This window comes from Neisseria sp. P0021.S005 (assembly GCF_051956955.1).
In genome coordinates, this window is record NZ_JBQCWY010000045.1 from 1 (window position 1) to 14650 (window position 14650).

Here is a 14650-nt window from a genome sequence, read left to right on the forward strand (position 1 = left end):
CGCGCGTGGTTGCTTTGGAAAAACCAACCACTACCGAACGCGGCCAATGGTATTTCCAACGCTACATCCAAAACCTGCCGACCGCAGGCGAAATGGTATTCTTCGACCGCTCATGGTACAACCGTGCAGGCGTAGAACGCGTAATGGGCTTCTGCGAACCTAACGAATACCTGCTCTTCATGCGTCAAACTCCTGAATTGGAACGTATGCTTGTTGCCAGCGGTATCCATCTGTTCAAATTCTGGTTCTCCGTATCCCGTGAAGAACAACTCCGCCGCTTCATCTCCCGTCGTGACGACCCACTGAAACACTGGAAACTGTCCCCTGTGGATATCCAGTCGCTCGACCGCTGGGACGACTACACCGAAGCCAAAAACGCCATGTTCTTCCACACCCATACCGGCGACGCGCCTTGGGTCATCATCCGCTCCGACGACAAAAAACGTGCACGTTTGAACTGTATCCGCTACTTCCTGCACCAGCTGGACTATCCGGGCAAAGACGTGAAAGCCATCGGCAAAGTGGACGAGAAAATCGTTTTGGTTCCTGATACACGTTACAAAGACAAAACTGTCGAGCTCGGACACGATTAATTTGTAACCTTACCAAAGGCCGTCTGAAATTTCATCTTTCAGACGGCCTTTTCTTAATCCTCGCGATTCCAGTACGTTTTTTGTGCGAATACCAATTTATTGTCAGTGAATTTTACATTATCCAAATTCAACGCCCAGACATCACTTTTCATCACTCGAGCAGCAGGATGCGCTTTGTAAAATAAAGACTGCGCCGCTTTCAAATCCGCTTCATTCTCAATCAAAGCGGCAGTCGCCGCAAACTGAATGCCGCTGATTTTTGTGATACTGTCAGGCTGACCGGCAATGGTACCGGCTACTTTGGCAGAACGGCTCATCATTCCGCCATGTTTCGTTTTCAAAGAAGTCAACACAATCAATCGGGCATTCGCCTCATCAAACACATAAAAACAACAAGCCGCCCAAACTTCGCCGTCTGCCGCAGCGGCAATACTGACGACATGATGATTGCTCAAAAATTTAACGATATTGGTAGGAATCGCTTGCATGATTTTATCCTCTTTCTCAGTGTATTCAATTTATTTTCAGGCCGTCTGAAACATCAGCCCTGCCAGCGCGGCGCATCGGTTTGAAAAATACCGAACAAGTCCAAAGCATGAGAGACACTGTGTGTAATCATATCTTCGATGGATTCTGGCTTCTGATACAGAGCCGGAACGGGAGGAAACACAATGCCGCCCATCTCTGTTACACGGCGCATATTGTCGATGTGTGCCAAGTTTAACGGCGCTTCACGCACCATCAACACCAGCCTGCGCCGCTCTTTCAATGTTACATCCGCCGCACGGCTGAGCAAATTATCGGCAAACCCGTGAGCAACCGAAGCCAAGGTTTTCATTGAACACGGCGCAATCAACATTCCATCCGTCAAAAACGATCCGCTGGCAATACTTGCCCCGACATTACGGACGGAATGCACGACATCCGCCAAAGCATAAACGTCTTCTTTAGTGTAATCCGTTTCCAAAGCACGGGTCATCTCCGCCCCTTGCGAAACCACCAAATGCGTTTCTACCTGATGCTCACGCAAAAGCTGCAAAGCCTTCACGCCATACTGAAAACCGCTGGCACCGCTGATGCCGACAACCAAACGCTTCATTGTATTTCCCTGTCTTGGCCTAAAGATAAATGAAAGGCAGATTCTCAAGACGAAAAAATAACCGCTAAAAAGCGGTTAGATTTCCTAATGTGGTGCCGACAGCGAGATTTGAACTCGCACAGCCTATGGCCACTACCCCCTCAAGATAGCGTGTCTACCAATTCCACCATGTCGGCATAAATTAAATTGTCTTACTGCTGCTGAGGATTCGGAGCAACAGGAGTTGTATTGTTTTGTGCAGGCGTTGCAGGCTTAGGAGCTTGCTGGGTCTGCTTCACATCGCTGAAGTCTAAACCATGCTTACTGGAGTGAGTGTGAATATACACCATCGCCATGCAAGTCGCAAAGAAAAATGTTGCAGCAACGGCAGTCGAGCGGCTGAGGAAGTTGGCATTACCGGCAGAACCGAATACGCCTTGCGCGCTACCGCTGCCGGAACCGAATGTTGCGCCGGCATCCGCGCCTTTACCGTGTTGCAGCAATACTAACACGATTACGAATAGAGCGGAAATAATATTAATAATCCAGATAAGGGTTTTAAAGGCTTCCATATGTTTTCTACGAGGCTTGTGCTGCGTTGATGATGGCGGTAAAGGAGTCATATGATAATGACGCGCCACCAACCAATGCGCCGTCTACATGAGGTACTGCGAAGATGTCGGCCGCGTTATCCGCTTTCACACTTCCGCCGTAAAGAACGCGGATTTTAACATCGCTTCCGCACAAAGACAAGATTTCTTTGTAGATAAATGCGTGCATGTCGGCGATTTGTTCGACGGTGGCGACTTTGCCTGTACCGATCGCCCAAACCGGCTCGTAGGCAACGGCGATGTTTTTGGTGTTCAAACCTTGCAGGATGGAAAGCTGGTGGGCAATGACTTCGTGTTCTTTACCGGCTTCGCGTTCTTCCAAACTTTCGCCGACGCACAACAATGGAATCAGGCCGACGTTGAGGACGTTTTCCATTTTGCGGCGTTGGATTTCGTTTTTCTCGCCAAAATAAAGGCTGCGCTCGGAGTGGCCGATGAGGACGATATCTGTACCGATGTCGGCAAGCATTTCAGCGGACACTTCGCCAGTGTACGCGCCATTATTTGGGAAACGGCTCACGTCTTGCGCACAGGTCAAGATGCGGTTGTTCAAAACAATCTGCATGGCGTTGTGCAGTTGCAACAGATAAACGGTCGGAGCAGCCAGGCCGATTAACACGCGTTCTGCGGTTGGCATGACACGGAAGCGGTGCATAAGTGCATTGTTGTTTTGGAGTCGGCCGTTCATTTTCCAGTTGCCGATAACCCATTTTTGGTCCCACATTCCGATTTGGTGATACATCTTTATTGCTCCGTGTGTTGGTTGTTGCTTGCTGTAGCGTCGTGTAATGTGAAAGTTTAGTGGATATATGTGCGCTTGGCAATTATTAACGGGCCTCCGGGGCCGTCTGAAAGATGGCACACTCTCCGACAAGGATTTATAATGTATGCTTCGATAAAATTAAGAATTGAACGGAGCACAAATATGGACTTTGAAAAAGCGCGTTTCAATATGGTTGAACAGCAGATTCGTCCGTGGGATGTCTTGGACTTCGACATTTTGGATGCTTTAGAGGAGATCGAGCGCGAACATTTTGTCGGCGAGGCTTTTCAAGGTTTGGCCTATGCAGATATGGAGCTGCCGCTGACCAACGGCCATAAGATGTTGGAACCCAAAGTCGTTGCCCGCCTGGCTCAAGGCTTGAAACTGAAAAAAGACGAAACTGTCTTAGAAATCGGTACAGGCTCAGGCTATGCAACCGCCCTGCTGTCCAAACTGGCCGGCAAAGTCGTGACCGACGACATCGACGCCGAGCAGCAGCAACGCGCCAAAAAAGTTTTGGACGAATTGGGCTTTACCAACGTCGATTATGTGCAAAACAACGGCCTGACCGAAGCATCGCAAGGCGCTCCTTTTGATGCGATTTATGTGGGCGGCGCAGTAGACAGCGTACCTGAAATCTTAAAAGAGCAATTGAAAGATGGCGGCCGCATGGTGGTCATTGTCGGTCGCAAACCGGTACAACGCGTGCTTTTGCTGACGCGTAACGGCAATGAGTTTTCCGAAAAAGTATTATTTGACACCGTCGTGGCACACTTGGAAGACAAATCGGCCAATCCGTTTGGCGATTTCGATTTTTAAACAACAGGCCGTCTGAAAATTCAGACGGCCTCATGCTTTTACCCAACCCTATGACCGACATCATCCAACTCTCGCCCACCGAATTGAAACAATGGCAGGACGAAGGCCGCGCATTTCATCTGCTCGACGTCCGCACCGATGAAGAACGCGCCATCTGCACCATGCCCGCCGCCATTCATATCCCGATGAACCTCATCCCCCTGCGCCAAAACGAGCTGCCCGACGATGATTTACCCATTGTTGTCTATTGCCACCACGGCATCCGCAGCCTGCACACGGCAATGTATTTGGAAGACGCCGGATTTGAAAACCTCTACAACCTGCAAGGCGGTATTGATGCTTGGGCAATGCAGGTAGACAGCAAAATGATGCGATATTGAATCGGTTTTATCAATAAAAGGCCGTCTGAAACTGGATTTCAGACGGCCTTTTTCAAACCTTTCTGCTTACACTTGTAAGCTAGCGACAAACTGCTGTACGGCCGGCACAGCCAAAATCAACAGCAATACCAATACGGCTTTTTCCATACGGTTGAACTGACAATTTCCGTAGTGTTTCTTTTGCGAATAGAAAAACAGTAATACGCCGGGCAAATAGAGCAAGACTGAAAGCAGCAAATATTCCGTGCCTGCCGCATAGACAATCCAAGCCGCATAAAGCGTTGCTGCCGCGCCGATAAGACGGTATTTCGCCGCGGCCTTTTGTGTCAGCGATAATTTGAGCAGATATGCACCAATTAACAAATATGGTATCAAAATCATGGAAGTCGATACCATCAGCAAGGCAGAATAATCCTCGCCTTTTAACCACACCAGCAATAGGCAAAACTGCACGGTCAAGGTGGTAAACATCAATGAACCCTGCGGCACTTCGTTTTTATTCAACGGGATAAACGATTTTGGAAATGCGCCGTTTCTCGCACCCATGTGCGGAATCTCGGTCGCATACAGCGTCCAGCTTAAATAAGACGACAGCACAGACACAATCAGGCAGGAAGAAATCAACACTTTACCCCAAGAGCCGACCATGTGCGCCAACACGCCCGCCATAGACGGATTAGCCATTGCTGCAATATCCGCACGAGGCAAAATGCCTTGAGCCAAGACGGTAATTGCCACATACATGGCCAGCGTCAAGCTGACGCCGATAATGGTTGCTCGACCGACATCAGCACGACTTCGCGCATGCTTGGACAAAACCGCCGCACCCTCAATACCGGTAAACACCCACAGCGTAATCAGCATTGTGTTTTTCACCTGCGTCATCAGGCTGACATCAGGATTTTCAGGCGTAGCAAGGCTCGCCCCTGTCCAATCGGACATAAACACTTCGGTTTGAAAGAAATAGGCTGCCATACCAATAAATAAAATCAGCGGAAATACTTTGACTGCCATCGCAATCAGGTTCACTCCTGCCGCTTCTTTAATACCGCGCACCACCAACCAGTAAATCAGCCACACAATTACTGATTCTCCAACAAAAGCAGCAAATGTGTTGCCTTTGCCGAAAATCACGTTGTCCGGCGTATCGACAAATCCGCCTACTGCTTCAAACGCAACCACCAAATAGCCGACAATACCGACCGTGGTGCAAAGCCAATAGCCCCACGCCGAGAAAAAACCCATCAAATCGCCGAAGCCGTCGCGGGCGTACGTATAAATACCGCCATCCAATTCGGGCTTAAGTTTGGACAAGGCCGAAAATGACAGGCCGAGGAAGATAATGCCCACACCGGTAATCAGCCAACCCAACAGCAAAGCCTGCGAACCTGCAACGGCAGCCATATTCTGCGGCAGGCTGAAAATACCCGAACCAATCATGGAACTGATAACCAAGGCCGTCAGCGCGGCCAAGCCGATTTGAGATTTTTGCGACATGTTTATTCCTGATTTTTATCATTATGTGTTTGTGAAGCGACGGCATTACCGGCTTTTTTAGCCTGTTCTAACCGTATCAAAATATTATGCAGCTGCTTTCAGACGGCCTTAAATCCTTGCGCCAACGCACGGATATGTTCAGGTGCGATACCGCAGCACCCGCCGATGATTTCAGCACCCAAATCCGCCCATTGTCTCGCCCATGCCAAATAATTTTTCGGCGTGGCATCGGAGCGAATCGGATCCAAACCGTCGTTGGCCTCGTTCATCTGACCTTGTACCGGTTCAAATGCATTGGCGTACACACCCAGTTTCAGACGGCCTTGGGCTTCATGTGCCACTTTCAAAGCTTCTGCCATTACTTCAGGCTGACTGCAATTGAACAACATTGCCGCCGCACCTATTTCTACCGCGAAATCCGCCGCCTCGTGCACGGTTTCTCCCGAACGCAACACCGGTACATCATGCGGCATCGTATCTTCCAAAGTAAACGATACCCAAAACGGCTTACCGTCATCAGGCAGACTGCTGCGCCAGAAACGCGCTTCTTCCAAGCTGGATACGGTTTCTGCCAACCAAATATCAGCAAACGGCATCAAACCCGATATTAAAGGGCGCGCCAAAGCAGGTGCGACTTGTTTGTCAAACAAGTCAGGGCGGTAAGAACCGAATAACGGCGGCAGGCTTGCGGCTACTTTTGCAGTAGTCCCGCTTTGTTCCACCGCTTCACGCGCTAAACGGCCGGAAAGCCTTGCCCATTCGGCAGCTTGAGCATCAAAGCGCTCCTGCCCGATATGAAACGGAACAAGCGCATAACTGTTGGTCGTAATCACCTGTGCGCCTGCGCGAAGAAAGTCCAAATGCGTTTCGCGTACAATCTCCGGTGTTTCCATCAAAGCCAAAGCAGACCATTCCGGCTGACGAAACGGTGCGCCACGCCGATGCAGTTCACGCCCCATTCCGCCGTCTAAAATCGTTACCGTCATGATCGACCTCCAATGATGAATTTTTAAAATCGCCATTCTACGCTTTTTTAACTCCTTACCTTTAATCTATGAAAAACTAAACTTATGCAGTTTCGTTATATAAAAGGCCGTCTGAAGCAGGATTTCAGACGGCCTTTACGATTATTTCACAAACCGTGCATCTGCCATAAACGGCCGTGTAGCGGCTGGTTTAGCGGAATAGAAGCGGGAGAACGTGCTGTCGATTTTGGTCTGTATCGGCTTACCGTCCAATGTTGCCGATGCTTCCAATTTCACACCACCGCCACTGGTTTCGCCTAATTTCATATTTGGCAACGTCAGTTTGGCAATATTGAGTTTCACATTTCCCACTTTGGTATCGGGGGACATCAGCTGCTTACCGACCGGACGGATTTTTTCACCCTCATCATGAGGCGCGGCACCACCGTTGTCGTCAACCACGCCGATATTAATCAATCTGGCAGACGCCAAATCCATCTTGCCGTTTTTGACCGGAATACCGACAAACAGTTTTACGCCGCGATGAATGAACGTATTGTCCCGCCACTGAGTTTGGCCCTCTTTCGGCGGTTTGGTTTCTGCCGCCACCGAATAAGTGCGGCCCATAATCATCAATTTATAACCTGGAATTTTTTTCGAACCGAATCCATCAGTGATATCTTCGACCAGTTGCGGCGCAGTCAGGGTTTCGTTTGCCAAAATACGGGCTGAAGTTTCTGCCAAATGGGCAGGCTTACCGTCTATAGTCAATGCCTGTTCATGGCCAAAATCAGATGCAAATGCAGGCACGGCGGCTAGCGCGGCGGCCAATGCCAGAATACGGATGGTTTTCATTGCAGACTCCTGATAAAAATGTAATTGGGTTGATTACCCGATAAAATCCGGGCGATATTGATAGGAATCAGTATTTTTATACAAATGATACAGATTATCAAGAGTATTTAGTTTTCAAAATAAAAAAAGGCCGTCTGAAATCCAGTTTCAGACGGCCTTTTCAATCTACTTAAACCTTCTATCAGCCTGTAAAGCGTTTGAATACCAATGTGCCGTTGGTACCGCCAAAGCCGAAGGAATTGGAGATGGCAACGTCGATTTTCGCATCGCGTGCTTCGTTGGCGCAGTAGTCCAAATCGCAACCGGCTTCAACGTCTTGTTCAAAGATGTTGATGGTCGGTGGAGATTTCTGCTCGTGTACCGCCAACACGCTATACAACGCTTCCACGCCGCCGGCCGCGCCGAGCAAGTGGCCGGTCATGGATTTGGTGGAGTTAACGATGACTTTGCGCGCATGATCGCCCAAAGCGCGTTTAATGGCTTTGGTTTCGTTGGCATCGCCCAAAGGAGTCGATGTACCGTGTGCGTTGACGTAATCAACGTCTTCAGGATTCAGGCCGGCATCTTTCAGGGCGCGGGTAACGGCCAATGCAGGGCCTTCTTCGTTAGGCGCGGTAATGTGGTAAGCATCGGAGCTCATACCGAAGCCGACGATTTCGGCGTAAATTTTCGCACCGCGTTTTTTCGCGTGTTCCAATTCTTCCAACACCAGCACGCCAGCGCCTTCGCCAATAACGAAACCGTCACGGCCTTTGTCCCACGGACGGGAAGCGGTAGCAGGGTCGTCGTTGCGGGTGGAAAGTGCCTTCATGGCGGCAAAACCGCCGACGCCCAAAGTGCTGATCGCGCCTTCTGCGCCACCGGCAATCATAACGTCTGCGTCGCCGTATTTAATCAATCGTGCAGAGTCGCCGATGGAGTGTGCGCCGGTTGTACAGGCAGAAACCATGCCGTAACTCGGGCCGCGGTAGCCTTTGAGAATGGTGACATGGCCGGAAATCAGGTTAATCAGCGAGCCTGGGATAAAGAAAGGATTGATTTTGCGCGCGCCGCCTTCGATGACGGCTTTACCGGTCGCTTCAATGCTCGGTAGGCCGCCGATACCGGAGCCGATATTGACACCGACGCGGTCTTTGTCGAGGGTTTCCAAATCGTCCAAGCCTGAATCATTAATGGCCTGCAGGGCGGCGGCAATACCGTAGTGGATGAACACGTCCATACGGCGCGCTTCTTTCGCGCTGATGTATTGGCCGATGTCGAAATCGCGCACTTCGCCGGCGATTTGGCTGTTGATGTCGGATGCGTCAAAGCGGGTAATCCGTCCGATGCCGCTTTTGCCTGCGAGCAGATTGCTCCATGCGGTGGCGACGTCGTTGCCGACCGGTGATACTTGGCCAAGACCTGTGATGACTACTCTTCTCTGACTCATGATAATCTCGCTGTTGGTTGTCGGGATTTTCGCGGCAGCCTTGCTCTTTTTCTTCGTGAAAACGGGCAAAACTCATGCCGTCTGAAATTTCAGGGGTTTAATAATAAGGTAAAAGCCTCTATTGCGATGGCGCAGCAGAGGCTGGATGTTTGGTGCGACCGATTAGCCTTGGTGGGCGTTGATGTAGTCGATAGCCAATTGTACGGTAGTGATTTTTTCAGCGTCTTCGTCAGGGATTTCGCAGCCGAAAGCTTCTTCCAAAGCCATCACCAGTTCTACGGTGTCCAGAGAGTCAGCACCCAAATCGTCTTGGAAAGAAGATTCGTTTTTCACTTCGGCTTCGTTTACGCCCAGTTGTTCAGCAACAATTTTTTTAACTTGTTGTTCGATGTTTGACATGTCAGTCGTTCCTTTTCGCCTTGCGGCAGGTTGTTTAAGGGAAATAATTCGTCGGTATTGTACCGAATTTGGATAGAGTTTTCCATCTAATCCTGCATTTTAGCACAGATTATTCTGGAAAAACCTGTTGTTGCGCATATTAGCATATGCTGATTTTAACCTACAAGCAGGAATTTGTTTTTGTTACGTATCAACATTAACATTATTAAAAACAAGGGGCTGTACTAGATTAGCAGATATGTTACCCTCGAAATATGAAGATAACTCACTGCAAATTAAAGAAAAAAAGTACAGAAAGAACTGCTTCGTTTTTTTGTACTCGAAGTTACCGCCCGTTCTGCCGCCGATATTTTGGGTATCCATCCCAATTCGGCAGCACTGTTCTACCGTAAAATCCGCATGGTTATCAACTATCATTTGGCCTTGGCTGCCGATGAGGTTTTTGAGGGCTCTGTCGAACTGGACGAAAGCTATTTCGGCGGACGGCGTAAAGGCAGACGTGGTCGCGGTGCGGCAGGAAAAGTGGTTGTCTTCGGCATTCTGAAACGCAACGGACGGGTCTATACCGTTGTGGTGGATAATGCCAAGTCTGAAACGTTACTCCCTGTCATCAAAAAGAAAATCATGCCGGACAGTATTGTTTATACCGATAGTCTGAGTAGCTACGACAAGTTGGACGTGAGCGGTTTCATCCATTACCGCATCAACCATTCCAAGGAATTTGCCGACCGTCAGAACCACATTAACGGCATTGAGAATTTTTGGAATCAGGCAAAACGTGTCTTGCGAAAATACAACGGAATCGATCGCAAATCTTTCCCGTTGTTCTTGAAAGAATGCGAATTTCGATTTAACTTCGGCACACCGTCCCGGCAGCTAAAAATCCTGCAAAAATGGTGTGAAATTTAGGGCTAATCTACTAGTACAGCCCCTTAAAAAATTTTGATGGCGGTTGCTGCTGAAAAAGTAGAAATTGGATTTGAGAGAAGGTTTTTGCATATGCTGGTTTCGTGAAGGCCTACGCAGGATCAGCGTTGTCAGCGTTTTCATGTGTATGCTAACCTTCTGCAAGGTATCTGCTTAATCATATTTGAAATCAGTATTAAAGCATAATTATCAGTATCCGAAATTCCAGTTAATTAAATATTCAGAGACAATCGTTAAGATTGATTTAAGGATGAAAATGCAAGACCAAGAAAACATTAAAAACCAAGAAGAACAAGAAAATCAGCCAAAAGAAGACAATGGTGCCATGACCAAGTTGCAAGATGTGTTCAATCTTGCGCATGACCAGGCCCATCCCGATAAAATTGATGCCGTCATCCGCGCCAATACTCGGGTGTCCGGAACCAATATGTGGGTATTGATGTTTGCCATTGCCGTGGCGAGTATCGGTCTAAATGTAAACAGCACGGCGGTAGTGATCGGCGCGATGTTGATTTCGCCGTTGATGGGGCCGATTGTAGGTATGGGTTACGGTTTGGCGGTAGGGGATACTGCGCTGATCCGTCAAGCCGTGCGCAATATTATTATATTCGTCGTCATCAGCTTGATTACCGCTACGTTGTATTTCCTGTTAACCCCGCTTAAAGAGGCGCAAAGCGAGCTTTTGGCGCGTACTCAGCCGACCCTTTGGGATGTGTTGATTGCCTTCTTCGGCGGTAGTGCGGGTATTGTGGCGCTGACTCGAAAAGAAGGAGGCAATGCCATACCGGGTGTGGCGATTGCTACCGCATTGATGCCGCCCCTGTGTACTGCGGGCTACGGACTGGCACATGGCAACTGGCACTACTTTCTCGGTGCTTCATATCTTTTTGCCATCAACTGCGTGTTCATCGCTTTTTCGACCTTGTTGTTTTCCAAGCTGCTCAAGCTGCCGCGCAGGGGGTTGGTAACGGAATCCAAACGCCGGTTGCAAAGCATCATTATTACTGCCGTCGTGTTGGCTGTGATGATTCCGAGCGGCTATATGGCATCAGGACTGGTGCGTCAGGAGATCTTCAACACCAGAGCCAATGCTGCCATTGCCACTGCGAAGCAACAGGAAGGTTTTTTCGTGCTGCGTAAGATGTTGAACCATAGAGAAAATAAAGTCAGTCTGGTTGTCAATGGAACGGGCAATGCCGAGAAAATTTCCGCCTTGCTCGTGAAAAGCCTTGAAGCGTCAGGTGTGAAAGAGCCGAAGGTCAACGTGGTCTATGCGGGAGGGGACAATGCCAAAATCGAAGAATTGCTGGCAAGCCAAAACAACCCGGTTCAGCAGCAAAATGAGCTGAAAGAGCAACAGGCCTATATCGATACCGTACTGGCAGGCAAAGCCTCCGATATCGACGATGCAGCGGTACTTAAGGAATTAAAAGCCCAATATCCGGAAGCGGAAAAAATCGTTGTCGGACGCGGCTTGGCTTGGGATAAAGCGCAAACAACGCCTGTTTCCGAACAGTCTGAAAGCCAAAAAAACGCAGAACCGAAGACAGATACATATGACGATATCGTCGTTGTCTCTCTCGAATTGGAGCAGCCACTACCTGCCAAAGATTACGAGCGGATACAGGCGTGGTTACGCCAGCGTTATGAGGGTAAGGTAGTGAGCATATTGCAAACGCACAAGTCTCAGACAGATAAACCGTCTCAGACAGATAAACCGTCTAACGAATAATCGCCTTCAGGCTTTATCCATTTCCGAGAAATCATTGATTGTTCCTAGTACACCAAATCCGCCTCAAACACGCCTCTCAAGGCGTTGGAGAGGCGGATTTTTTCTGCGCGTTCGAGCATATCGCGGGTGATGTGTGTTTCGATGATGGTGTCCGCGCCCAAGTAGGTTTGCAGCTGCTGCAACACGGCTTGGCGCATGATGCCGTTGAGGATATCCAAATCCAGAGACGGGGTGAGACGGGTGTTTTTGTGCATGTTCATGTTTCAGTATTCTCCTAGAAATACTGTAAACAACGCTACTAGTTTCTACAGCATCGAGTTGATAACGTTCGCCCACACCGGCAAGGTTTTCTGCGCCAAGGACAAGTTTGAGTTTCTCAAAGTCGATTTGGTCTTCGCAAAAGACTTCGGGAAAGATTTGTTTAAGTTTTAATATATTGTTTTGTTTGAAATTATTTTCTAAATCGTGTATAATTTTTCGGTTCGGTTGCCATAATTGCGTCTTCCATCAATGATCACTTACAAAGTGTCCATTTTATCGGGATATGTTGAAAGTTAAAAGAAAAGAAGGCCGTCTGAAAAACTTTAATATTCGTTTTTCAGACGGCCTTCTTTTCACTTGCCGAAACAAGAGTATTTTGTTTCTCAACTTTACAAAACAGTCAATCCTGCTGCTTGCTTCTACCCTAAAAACTCTTTCAAAAACAGCAAGACACAGGCAAGTTCGTCGGCGGATTCGCGTTGGGTGCCGTTGCCGGTATGGCCGCCGCCGTCAGGCGAGTAGAGCCAAGATTGCGGCGAGGTTTCGCGCAGTTTGGCGTAGAACTTGAGCGCGTGGGCGGGATGGACGCGGTCGTCGCTGAGGCTGGTAGTGATGAGTGCGGGCGGATAATCGATGCTGTCTGAAAGATTGTGATACGGAGACAATTCGCCCAGCCAGCGTTTGCAGACTTCATATTTCTGCGGATTGCCGTATTCGTCCGTCCAGCTTGAACCGGCGGACAGCAGCGGATAACGGATCATGTCGGTCAGCGGCACTTCGCACACCAGCGCGCCGATACTTTGCGGCTCGCGCACGAAGGCGGCAGCGGTAATCAGGCCGCCGTTGCTGCCGCCCTGCAAACCGATGTGTTTGGGCGAACTCATGCCGCGTTCGGACAAATCGCGCACGACTGCCAATAAATCATCAACGCTTTTGTGTTTGCTGATTCCCTGCGCCGCCTGATGCCAGCGCGGGCCAAATTCGCCGCCGCCGCGGATGTTCGCCAACACAAAGGCATTGCCCTCTTCCAGCCAATATTTGCCAACGCTGCCGAGATAATGCGGCAATTCGGGAATGCCAAAACCGCCGTAGGCATAAACCAAAGTCGGCGTGTCGGGCGTGGCGTTTTTACCGACGTGGAAATAAGGAATGCGCTCGCCGTCGGCCGAAGTCGTCCAAAACTGCTGCACGTTGATGCCGTCTGAATCGAACTGCTGCGGCTGACGGCGCATGACGGTCAGTTCCATCACGTTCAAATCCAGCGCAAACAGCGTCAGCGGCGTGGTGAAATCGCTGGCGGCAAGGTAAACCACGTCTCCGCCCCACGGTTGGTCGGTCATTTCCAATGCACCCGAAGGCAGGCGCGGCAGTTCGACTTCCTGCCATTTGCCGTCGCTAAAGCGCCATGCTTTCAGACGGCCTTGTACGTTTTCCAGCAGGCTCACCACGACAAAACGCTTGGTCGTTTCCACGCTTTCCAATGCCTGCGTTTCATCGGGCGCAAACAAAAGCTGCGTCGCCCCGAGTTCGCCCCGATTCAGCTTCACCGCTACCAATGCGCCGCTCGGATAGCTTTGGTTCGCGCGGTTCCAGTCTTTGCGCAGCGTCAGCAAAAGATGACCCGCCAAATAGCCGACTACGTCGCAATCGTTGGGCAGGTTTAACGGTTTCGCCTCACCTTCGGCCGACACCTGCAAATAAGTTTTGGTGTAAAAACCGTCCGACGCTTCAATCAAATCAATCGGCGAACCCTGCGGATCGAGGTAACGCCACGCGTTTACCATCATGCCGTCTTTGGCAATTTGATACACCGGCAGGCTTTCCTCGAAACTCTTGCCGCGTTCCACTAGCCATACTTCGCGCGGATAGCCCGATTCGGTCAACTGGCGTTCATCCCAAGCCGGACACACCCACACGCTGTTTTCATCGCGCCACGACACATGGTTTTTGCCTGCCGGAAAGTGAAAACCACCTTCTACCAACTCCCCTGCTTCCAAATCCACTTCCAGCGTGTACGCCGTATCGCCGCCCGATTTGCTCAGTGTTAACAACGCGCGGTTGGGCTTTTCCACCAAGTGCGACACGCCGCCCAAATATACATCGTCGCCGAGCAATTCATCGAAATCCGCCACTGAAAACAGGATTTTCCACTCGGGATAGCCGGAACGGTACGTCGCCGCGGTACATACGCGGTACACGCCCTTCGGATATTCTGCGTCCTGATGGAAATGGTACATCCGCGCGCGGTGTTCCTGACAAAACGGAATCTGCCGCGTGTCCTGCAACTGCGCCAAAATGCCGTCGGACAATGCGCGCGCTTTGTCGTTTTCTAAAAAACGCG

At 49.8% G+C, this 14650-nt stretch carries 13 protein-coding genes, 1 tRNA gene and 3 pseudogenes; 5 read left to right on the forward strand and 12 right to left on the reverse strand.

From position 1 onward, the window contains the following. Window positions 1-593, forward strand: a pseudogene (locus ACTHUE_RS04630) (polyphosphate kinase 2); the annotation flags it as partial. 53 nt (window positions 594-646) lie between these two features. Here ACTHUE_RS04630 and ACTHUE_RS04635 read toward each other — a convergent pair. From ACTHUE_RS04635 to tpiA, 5 genes are all read right to left on the reverse strand, one after another. Then, window positions 647-1081, reverse strand: coding sequence for a pyridoxamine 5'-phosphate oxidase family protein (locus ACTHUE_RS04635; protein WP_004519011.1), 435 nt, complete (start codon window positions 1079-1081; stop codon window positions 647-649). Window positions 1082-1134: 53 nt separating this feature from the next. Beyond that, entirely contained in the window at window positions 1135-1692 is a 558-nt protein-coding gene (locus ACTHUE_RS04640; protein ID WP_004519012.1) for a UbiX family flavin prenyltransferase, read from the reverse strand. A 90-nt stretch (window positions 1693-1782) separates the two neighbouring features. Continuing rightward, window positions 1783-1868, reverse strand: a tRNA-Leu gene (locus ACTHUE_RS04645). Window positions 1869-1883: 15 nt separating this feature from the next. Beyond that, window positions 1884-2243, reverse strand: coding sequence for a preprotein translocase subunit SecG (secG, locus tag ACTHUE_RS04650; protein ID WP_004519013.1), 360 nt, complete (start codon window positions 2241-2243; stop codon window positions 1884-1886). Window positions 2244-2250: 7 nt separating this feature from the next. Continuing rightward, window positions 2251-3024 carry a triose-phosphate isomerase gene (gene tpiA, locus ACTHUE_RS04655; RefSeq protein ID WP_004519014.1) on the reverse strand — a complete coding sequence of 258 codons (774 nt, stop codon included), beginning with the start codon at window positions 3022-3024 and terminating at the stop codon, window positions 2251-2253. A 183-nt stretch (window positions 3025-3207) separates the two neighbouring features. Between tpiA and ACTHUE_RS04660 the strand changes: the two genes are divergently transcribed. Together ACTHUE_RS04660 and ACTHUE_RS04665 are read left to right on the forward strand one after the other, a co-directional pair. Then, window positions 3208-3864 carry a protein-L-isoaspartate O-methyltransferase family protein gene (locus tag ACTHUE_RS04660; protein ID WP_039861872.1) on the forward strand — a complete coding sequence of 219 codons (657 nt, stop codon included), beginning with the start codon at window positions 3208-3210 and terminating at the stop codon, window positions 3862-3864. A gap of 50 nt (window positions 3865-3914) precedes the next feature. After that, on the forward strand, window positions 3915-4244 hold the full coding sequence (locus ACTHUE_RS04665; RefSeq protein WP_440361236.1) for a rhodanese-like domain-containing protein: 330 nt from the start codon (window positions 3915-3917) through the stop codon (window positions 4242-4244). A 66-nt stretch (window positions 4245-4310) separates the two neighbouring features. On the opposite strand, the gene ACTHUE_RS04670 is transcribed toward ACTHUE_RS04665, so the two are convergent. From ACTHUE_RS04670 to acpP, 5 genes are all read right to left on the reverse strand, one after another. Further along, a complete protein-coding gene (locus tag ACTHUE_RS04670; RefSeq protein ID WP_049336020.1) occupies window positions 4311-5741 on the reverse strand; it encodes a basic amino acid/polyamine antiporter in 1431 nt (476 codons plus the stop codon). Window positions 5742-5839: 98 nt separating this feature from the next. Further along, window positions 5840-6727, reverse strand: a complete 888-nt coding sequence (locus ACTHUE_RS04675; protein ID WP_039861922.1) for a homocysteine S-methyltransferase family protein — start codon at window positions 6725-6727, stop codon at window positions 5840-5842. A gap of 141 nt (window positions 6728-6868) precedes the next feature. Continuing rightward, complete coding sequence (locus ACTHUE_RS04680; RefSeq protein WP_039861873.1) at window positions 6869-7561, reverse strand: hypothetical protein; 693 nt, start codon at window positions 7559-7561, stop codon at window positions 6869-6871. A gap of 181 nt (window positions 7562-7742) precedes the next feature. Beyond that, entirely contained in the window at window positions 7743-8990 is a 1248-nt protein-coding gene (gene fabF / locus ACTHUE_RS04685) for a beta-ketoacyl-ACP synthase II (RefSeq protein ID WP_049336023.1), read from the reverse strand. Between the two features lie 162 nt (window positions 8991-9152). After that, entirely contained in the window at window positions 9153-9389 is a 237-nt protein-coding gene (gene acpP / locus ACTHUE_RS04690) for an acyl carrier protein (RefSeq protein WP_003679644.1), read from the reverse strand. A 254-nt stretch (window positions 9390-9643) separates the two neighbouring features. On the opposite strand from acpP, the pseudogene ACTHUE_RS04695 reads away from it, so the two are divergent. Continuing rightward, a pseudogene (locus ACTHUE_RS04695) lies at window positions 9644-10298 on the forward strand (IS1595 family transposase). Window positions 10299-10572: 274 nt separating this feature from the next. Next, window positions 10573-12048 carry a DUF389 domain-containing protein gene (locus ACTHUE_RS04700; protein ID WP_049344980.1) on the forward strand — a complete coding sequence of 492 codons (1476 nt, stop codon included), beginning with the start codon at window positions 10573-10575 and terminating at the stop codon, window positions 12046-12048. Window positions 12049-12092: 44 nt separating this feature from the next. On the opposite strand, the pseudogene ACTHUE_RS04705 reads toward ACTHUE_RS04700, so the two are convergent. Together ACTHUE_RS04705 and ACTHUE_RS04710 are read right to left on the reverse strand one after the other, a co-directional pair. Beyond that, a pseudogene (locus tag ACTHUE_RS04705) lies at window positions 12093-12284 on the reverse strand (aminotransferase class IV); the annotation flags it as partial. Window positions 12285-12728: 444 nt separating this feature from the next. After that, window positions 12729-14650, reverse strand: a 1922-nt coding sequence (locus ACTHUE_RS04710; RefSeq protein WP_440423063.1) for a prolyl oligopeptidase family serine peptidase, incomplete at its 5' end; no start/stop codon positions are given.

Bases quoted from the DNA above. Each gene is read 5' to 3' on its own strand.
- secG (WP_004519013.1), bottom strand. From the start codon at position 2,243: ATGGAAGCCTTTAAAACCCTTATCTGGATTATTAATATTATTTCCGCT.
- ACTHUE_RS04700 (WP_049344980.1), top strand. From the start codon at position 10,573: ATGCAAGACCAAGAAAACATTAAAAACCAAGAAGAACAAGAAAATCAG.
- ACTHUE_RS04670 (WP_049336020.1), bottom strand. From the start codon at position 5,741: ATGTCGCAAAAATCTCAAATCGGCTTGGCCGCGCTGACGGCCTTGGTT.
- tpiA (WP_004519014.1), bottom strand. From the start codon at position 3,024: ATGTATCACCAAATCGGAATGTGGGACCAAAAATGGGTTATCGGCAAC.
- acpP (WP_003679644.1), bottom strand. From the start codon at position 9,389: ATGTCAAACATCGAACAACAAGTTAAAAAAATTGTTGCTGAACAACTG.
- ACTHUE_RS04665 (WP_440361236.1), top strand. From the start codon at position 3,915: ATGACCGACATCATCCAACTCTCGCCCACCGAATTGAAACAATGGCAG.
- ACTHUE_RS04640 (WP_004519012.1), bottom strand. From the start codon at position 1,692: ATGAAGCGTTTGGTTGTCGGCATCAGCGGTGCCAGCGGTTTTCAGTAT.
- ACTHUE_RS04675 (WP_039861922.1), bottom strand. From the start codon at position 6,727: ATGACGGTAACGATTTTAGACGGCGGAATGGGGCGTGAACTGCATCGG.
- fabF (WP_049336023.1), bottom strand. From the start codon at position 8,990: ATGAGTCAGAGAAGAGTAGTCATCACAGGTCTTGGCCAAGTATCACCG.
- ACTHUE_RS04660 (WP_039861872.1), top strand. From the start codon at position 3,208: ATGGACTTTGAAAAAGCGCGTTTCAATATGGTTGAACAGCAGATTCGT.
- ACTHUE_RS04680 (WP_039861873.1), bottom strand. From the start codon at position 7,561: ATGAAAACCATCCGTATTCTGGCATTGGCCGCCGCGCTAGCCGCCGTG.
- ACTHUE_RS04635 (WP_004519011.1), bottom strand. From the start codon at position 1,081: ATGCAAGCGATTCCTACCAATATCGTTAAATTTTTGAGCAATCATCAT.